General features: G+C 44.1%; 5 protein-coding genes. 3 read left to right on the top strand and 2 right to left on the bottom strand.

From position 1 onward, the window contains the following. Positions 1 to 41: 41 nt before the first annotated feature. Positions 42 to 569, bottom strand: coding sequence for a 23S rRNA accumulation protein YceD (yceD, locus tag BCU12_RS07695; protein ID WP_102403761.1), 528 nt, complete (start codon positions 567 to 569; stop codon positions 42 to 44). Between the two features lie 147 nt (positions 570 to 716). Between yceD and BCU12_RS07690 the strand changes: the two genes are divergently transcribed. Then, positions 717 to 1,304, top strand: a complete 588-nt coding sequence (locus tag BCU12_RS07690) for a nucleoside triphosphate pyrophosphatase (RefSeq protein ID WP_102403760.1) — start codon at positions 717 to 719, stop codon at positions 1,302 to 1,304. Between the two features lie 71 nt (positions 1,305 to 1,375). Here BCU12_RS07690 and rluC read toward each other — a convergent pair whose 3' ends face one another. Next, the gene (rluC, locus tag BCU12_RS07685) at positions 1,376 to 2,323 is read right to left on the bottom strand and encodes a 23S rRNA pseudouridine(955/2504/2580) synthase RluC (RefSeq protein WP_102403759.1); all 948 of its coding nucleotides are present in this window, start codon (positions 2,321 to 2,323) and stop codon (positions 1,376 to 1,378) included. Positions 2,324 to 2,918: 595 nt separating this feature from the next. Between rluC and rne the strand changes: the two genes are divergently transcribed. Continuing rightward, positions 2,919 to 5,909: a ribonuclease E gene (gene rne / locus BCU12_RS07680; protein ID WP_102403758.1), complete on the top strand. Its 2,991-nt coding sequence runs from the start codon at positions 2,919 to 2,921 to the stop codon at positions 5,907 to 5,909. A 277-nt stretch (positions 5,910 to 6,186) separates the two neighbouring features. Continuing rightward, the coding region (locus BCU12_RS07675) for a SulP family inorganic anion transporter (RefSeq protein WP_102403757.1) at positions 6,187 to 7,246 on the top strand (1,060 nt) is incomplete at its 3' end.

Raw genomic sequence — 7,246 nt, 5'->3', positions numbered from 1 at the left:
ACTCCTATGTAAATTCTTAAAAAAACTTACTTGTTAATAAGTTAGTTCTTTAAGTTTTTTAAAACATCAAAGGGGTTCGGCTTTTTTTCTTCCTCAATAATTTCTTCAGGAATCTCACCAAACACCATGTTATTTGTATCAACGCTACAATCAGCTTCGTCGTGCATTGCGATTTGAGGCAAACTTAAGATGAACTCATCTTCAACTAACTCAATAAGGTCTAACTCACCGTACTCGTTCAGATCTACCAAATCGTACTCTTCCGGTGCTTCCTCTTCACTCTTCTCATTACAAGGAGTATATGTGAATTGGACATCACAACTATGTGTGAAAACCTCATTACAGCGTTGACATTCCAAGTCGACTTCGACGTTAGCTTTACCAGAGATAACTACGAGTCGCTGTTCATCAAGCCCAAATGACATTGAGACTTCTGCGTCGCGTTTAACGCCTTCGGTTGCTTCCTTTAAACGCTTCAAAAGACTGACTTGGATGATGCCATCTATGTCCGTTCTTTTTTGTGCCGTTTTTGAAGGGTGAACCGTTCGCGGTATTTTTACCTTTTGCATAGGGCGCGAATCTTATCTTCCAAAATAGGTTTAGTCAAAGAAAAAGGTGAAAAAGTTGGACTTTTTTTCCTTTCAAGATAGAGAATTATAAACGACAACCAAGTTTGAGTTATGCTGTCGTTTATAACCTCTATATTGTATCTGAAAATGCATAATTACCAACTACTATTGGCTTCTACCTCACCATTTCGGCAAGCGCTTTTAAATAAGCTAGATATTCCGTTTTCGACCATCAGTCCCGAGTGTGACGAAACACCGCTGCCAAACGAAAGCCCGGTAGACTTAGTAAAACGACTAGCGAAAACCAAGGCGCAATCTTGTCATTCCGACATTCCCAGCTTAATTATCGGCAGCGATCAGGTCTGTGTTATTGATGGTGCTATCGTGGGTAAGCCACTAAACCGAGAGAATGCGATTGCCCAATTAATGGCTCAAAGCGGAAAGACAATCACCTTTTACACCGGTTTGTCTCTCTACAATTCTTCCACTCAGAAAAGTGACACCGTCGTTAACGAATTTAAGGTTCATTTCCGCAGCTTAGATAAACAAACCATTGAACGTTACGTGGATAAAGAACAACCGTTCTATTGCGCGGGGAGTTTTAAGTCTGAAGGATTAGGAATAGTTCTGTTCGAAGGGCTAGAAGGCCAAGATCCAAATGCACTGGTTGGGTTACCTCTCATTGATTTAATTACGTTGCTGACCAATCAAGGTTTCGATGTATTAGCTTCATAGAACAACGAGTATTTTCAAGGCATACGCCGCTACCGTATGATACACAATGGCAGCGGCGATCTAGAACTGAGCTATCGGAGAGCTCGCAACCCCTTGAGCACATTCTCAAGTTTTGCTTCCATCTGAGCGCTAATGTCTACGACATCCTCGGTTGATGGGTGAACAAACTTAATGTTAGCCGCATGCAAAAAAAGGCGATTCAAACCACATTTACCGGTAAAAGCATCAAAGCGGCGATCTCCATAACGGTCATCCCATGCGATTGGGTGCCCCGCGTACTGCGTATGGACTCTAATTTGGTGCGTGCGGCCAGTGATTGGGCTCGCTTGAATGAGTGTCGCGTCGTCAAATTTCTCGATAATTTTAAACCGAGTCTCAGAGGCTTTTCCCTTAGGGTTCACTCGAACGATACTATTTACTTCATTTTTCAAAAGCGGTGCATTTATCGATTTACAGGTTGATTTCCAGTTTCCCATAACAAGAGCGAAATAGAATTTCTTCACTGTTTTCTCGCGAAACTGTGCCTGTAAATGCCTTAATGCCGAACGCTTCTTTGCGACCAACAGAATGCCAGAAGTATCACGATCAATACGATGGACCAATTCGAGGAATCGAGCCGTCGGGCGCAAGGCACGCAAAGCTTCTATCGCACCAAACTTCAAACCACTCCCACCATGCACTGCAAGTCCAGAAGGTTTGTTCAAAATGAGTAGGTGATCATCTTCAAAAATAATATTGCTTTCAAGCTCAGCGACCTTGTTTAGCTTAGTGCTGATAACTGGTTCATCGTCTTTTTCTTCCAGGGTTACCGGAGGAATTCTAACAATGTCACCCGACTGAAGCTTGTATTCAGCTTTAATGCGTTTTTTATTTACTCTGACCTCTCCTTTGCGCACGATTCGATAAATCATGCTTTTAGGAAGGTTTTTCAATTGGTTGCGTAAGAAGTTATCTATTCGCTGACCCGCCATGTCGTCGTCAATATCGACAAACTGGACTTTAGTTCTAATTTCACTCATTTGGTAAGTGTATCACTCAAAGTCGCCAATTTTTATAATTATTCCTAGCGCCCAATAAAAATGAGCCTATACGCCCACCTCTTTAGTGGTATCACAATTATGGCTGTGGATAAAAAACAAACACACTTGTGACGAATAGATACAACTCTCGATTAAATGCTTTAAAAACAGTCAAATAGAAACCCAATCCAAATAAGTGGTTTGTTTTTTTTTGCCTGTTTATAACAAAGCAGATTGCTGTGATTTCTTTGCACTGCTATAGTTCACAGCTGCTAATCTTGCTTTGATGATTATTTAAACAAAATCAAGCACGAATTCGCACAGTTAACCGAGTAGATTACTTTATTTCCTAGTGCCGCAACTGGCGTAAGACTCTAATAAATTTAGTCAACTTATTGCCTACTCGTCGTATTTTCATGTTGAGTATTCTCCGCAAATCGCGGGTCACAAGCGTAATGCTTGTGACAACTGACGTGCCCACAGAGCATCCCCTCCAGCCGGGAGGCTGCACTTTTTAGCCATGGGATCTGGCACCGTGAAAACGAACTAAAGCAATAAGCACAATCAATATAAAGAAAGATAACGAGATTATTAAATGAAAAGAATGTTAATCAACGCAACTCAAAAAGAAGAGTTGCGTGTTGCTTTGGTGGATGGTCAACGACTGTTTGATTTAGACATCGAAAGTCCTGGGCACGAATCAAAGAAAGCAAATATTTATAAAGGCCGTATCACCCGAATCGAACCAAGTTTAGAAGCTGCATTTGTCGATTATGGTGCTGAAAGACACGGTTTCCTTCCTCTAAAAGAAATTGCTCGCGAATACTTCCCTGCTGGTTACACCTATCAAGGCCGTCCTAATATCAGAGAGGTATTAAAGGAAGGTCAGGAAGTCATTGTACAAGTTGAGAAAGAAGAACGCGGAAGCAAAGGTGCGGCACTCACGACTTTTGTTTCACTGGCGGGCAGCTACCTTGTGTTGATGCCAAACAACCCTCGTGCAGGCGGTATATCTCGCCGTATCGAAGGTGATGAGCGCACTCAACTAAAAGCAGCATTAAGTACGCTAGACCTTCCACAAGGAATGGGCTTGATTGTACGTACTGCAGGTGTTGGAAAAAGCGCAGAAGAGCTAGAGTGGGACTTAAACGTTCTACTTAACCACTGGGGTGCAATTAAACAAGCCTCTGACAGTAACTCTGCACCGCTTCTAATACACCAAGAAAGTAACGTTATTGTTCGTGCTATTCGTGACTACTTGCGTCGTGACATTGGTGAAATCCTGATTGATAGCAATACTATCTATGAGCGTGCACTTGAACACATCCGTCTTATCCGCCCTGACTTTGTGAGTCGCGTTAAGAAATATGATGGTGAAGTTCCGCTATTTAGTCACTACCAAATCGAAAGCCAAATTGAATCGGCTTTCCAACGCGAAGTTCGTCTACCTTCTGGTGGTTCAATCGTTATTGATCCAACGGAAGCGCTCACTTCTATCGATATTAACTCTGCCCGTGCAACGAAAGGCGGTGATATCGAAGAGACAGCATTAAACACAAACCTAGAAGCCGCAGACGAAATTGCCCGTCAATTACGCTTGCGTGACCTTGGTGGCCTTGTCGTTATCGACTTTATCGACATGACTCCAGTTCGTCACCAACGTGAGGTTGAAAACCGTTTACGTGATGCTGTTCGTCTCGATCGTGCTCGCGTTCAAATCGGTAGAATCTCTCGCTTTGGTCTTCTCGAAATGTCTCGTCAACGTTTGAGCCCTTCGCTAGCAGAAGCCAGCCACCACATCTGTCCTCGCTGTACAGGTACTGGTGTTGTTCGTGATAACGAATCTTTAGCATTGTCCGTTCTTCGTTTGATTGAAGAAGAAGCACTAAAAGACAACACAGCTCAAGTATTGGCTGTCGTACCTGTTCCTATTGCCTCTTACCTCCTCAATGAAAAGCGTCGCTCTGTTAATCACATTGAGAAGAATCAAGAAGTTAAGATCACGGTTGTTCCTAACTCTGATATGGAAACCCCTCACTTCGAAGTTATTCGTGTTCGTGAAGGTGAAGAATTCGATCTTCTTTCTTACCTACTTCCTCAAAAAATTGACGCTCTAAAAGAAGCGGAAAGCAAAGAGCCTGTAGAGCAAGAAATTAAGCTACGTAAGATTGAGCAACCTGCTCTTCAAGGCTTTGCATCTCCAGCGCAAACGGCACCAACGCCAGCACCTGTACCAAAAGCAGCAGCTACAGAGGCGCCAGCTCAAACAGAAAAGAGTGAACCTGGCCTAATCTCTCGAATGCTCAAAGCCCTCAGCGATTTCTTCTCAGGTACTCCTGAAGTAGTGAAAGAAGAAGTTAAAGAAGAAGCTCAAGAAGAGAAACGTCACTCTCGCCCTCGCCGCAACAGAAATGAACAGCGTCGCCGTAACAATCGCGATAGCCGTGATAACCGTGACCGTGACCGTGACCGCAACAAGCGTAAGCCTACACGTGAAGAAAATGCACAGACTTCAAATGAAGAAAGCACGAAGCAAGAACGTAAGCCTAACAGTCGCAAGCCTAAAAACGAGCGTCGTAATGGTCGCAACAACAGCGAACGCGATAACGTAAAAGCATCTAAAGTTGCTGAGCAAGGCCAACAAATTGCTGCTGATGCGCAGAGTGAGCAACAAGAAACTCGCACCGACGCTAAACCAGCAAAAATCAAAGAACGCCGTCAACGCCGTCAACTGAGCAAGAAAGTTCGTGTTAAAGCGCAACAGCAAGAAGAAGCAAAAGCTGAAGAAGTTTCTGCTGCAGTAGCTGAGCAGGTTGAAGCAAACTTAGAAACAAATGATGCTGCCCAAGAAGAGCAACCGAAGCAACGTCGTAACCGTCGCTCTCCACGTCACCTTCGTGCCAGTGGACAACGTCGTCGTCGCGGACGCGATCGTCGCCCTAATCCATTCCGTCTACGTAAGGGTGGTGTTGCATCTCCTGAGATGGCGATGGGTAAAGTAATGCCTCGTTACGATCTTGCTAAGCCAGTAAGTAAGCGTAAGCAAGAGTCGCAAGCAGCTGAAGAAGTATCGCTGCAAGCTAACACTCTTTCAGGTTTTGCTATGCCAGAAATGGCAATGGGTAAAATCATTTTACGACCAACAACGCTAGAGCTTGAAACTGAGCAAACACCAGCTGTGGTTGAACAGGTAAAAGTAGAAAAAGAAATCGTAGAAGCGCCTGCTGAAACGACTCTTCCTGAAGTATCCAAGCCAGAGTCAGCACCTGAAACTATTACTCCTGTTGTTGAGGCTATTGAACCTCAATCAGAAGCAGTTGTAGAGCCTCAAGCGGTTGCTCAGGTTGAGCCAGTTAAAGCTGAAGCGCCCGTCGCTAAAGTTGTGGCTACGACTTCTCCGCTAAAAGGTGTTCAAGTTAAGGCACATGCGGCATCAGGAATGACAAAGGCCCCTGGCCCTCAAGAGATAAAAGAAATTGAGGTTGTCGCGATGCCATTTAAAGATGAACGCTATCAACCGAAAGGTGCCGGTAGTCAAGTCGCACGTAGCCAAGCTGGTGCAGCAACGACCAAACCACTGAGCTAGTAACGCAGTTCATACTGGTTAAAAGAAACATAAGGCCGCTTTCAAGCGGCCTTTTTTTACTTCATTAGATTAGCCAGTAATGAAACTCATCTATACTAGGTTAATCATTGAACTTAATCACAGTTTTCGGTAGCATGCGCCGATTCACACTTATTAACACTTACTCACACTTCAAGATAGATTGATAGTCTATCTGTTATTTTGCCCAACATTGTTCAAAGATAATTAGGGAAGTGCTGTTTAAGGATAAACCCATAACTGACGATACTGAGTAATCATGTTTGAATTTCCACAATTTTCTAAGCATTCCGTAAAGAATGATGTTCTATCTGGCCTGACCGTCGCGTTGGCTCTCGTACCTGAAGCAGTTGCGTTTGCCTTTGTTGCTGGCGTTGACCCTATGGTTGGCCTTTACGCTGCGTTCATTGTTGGTTTAATCACCTCCATTTTTGGTGGTCGACCAGGCATGATTTCAGGCGCAACGGGTGCAATGGCGGTCGTCATGGTGAGCTTAGTCGCGACTCATGGTGTGCAATACCTATTCGCAGCCATAATGCTTGCAGGCCTGCTTCAAATCTCTGCTGGATTGTTTAAGTTAGGTAAATTCATACGAATGGTGCCACATCCGGTGATGATTGGTTTCGTTAATGGCTTAGCAATCGTTATATTTTTAGCGCAGTTAGGGCAATTTAAAACGCCTGATGCTACAGGAGTTTTAGACTGGCTACCGCAAGGTGAAATGATGATCATGCTCGGTCTTGTCGCGCTAACTATGGCAATCATTCACTTTTTGCCAAAGCTAACCACTGCCGTGCCGTCTTCACTGGTCGCGATTGTAACCGTGACGCTCATTGTTCTCGGTTTTGGTCTGGAAACAAATACGGTTGTTGATTTCCTTCGCACCATGTCTGGTGACGACAATGCAACATTAGCGGGCTCACTGCCAACCTTCGCGATTCCGATGGTGCCATTTAATTTCGAAACACTGCAAATCATCTTGCCATACGCCATCATTCTTGCCGCTATCGGCCTCATAGAGTCTTTACTGACTCTAACGGTACTAGACGAAATGACAAACACGCGTGGTAAGTCAAATCGAGAATGTGTGGGTCAAGGCCTAGCAAACGTTACCTGTTCAGTATTCGGTGCTATGGGTGGTTGTGCGATGATTGGTCAATCAATGATCAATGTAAATTCTGGCGGTCGTGGCCGTTTATCAGGAATTGTCGCTGCAGTTGCCCTACTAGCATTCATTCTTTTTGCTTCAGCACTGATTGAAATGATCCCATTAGCGGCACTAGTTGGCGTTATGTTCATGGTTGTTATCGGCACTTTTG

This window comes from Vibrio sp. 10N.261.55.A7 (assembly GCF_002877365.1).
Lineage (GTDB): Bacteria > Pseudomonadota > Gammaproteobacteria > Enterobacterales > Vibrionaceae > Vibrio.
Note: the sequence above shows the minus strand (reverse complement) of the source record. Positions and strands in the feature narration are given on the sequence as shown.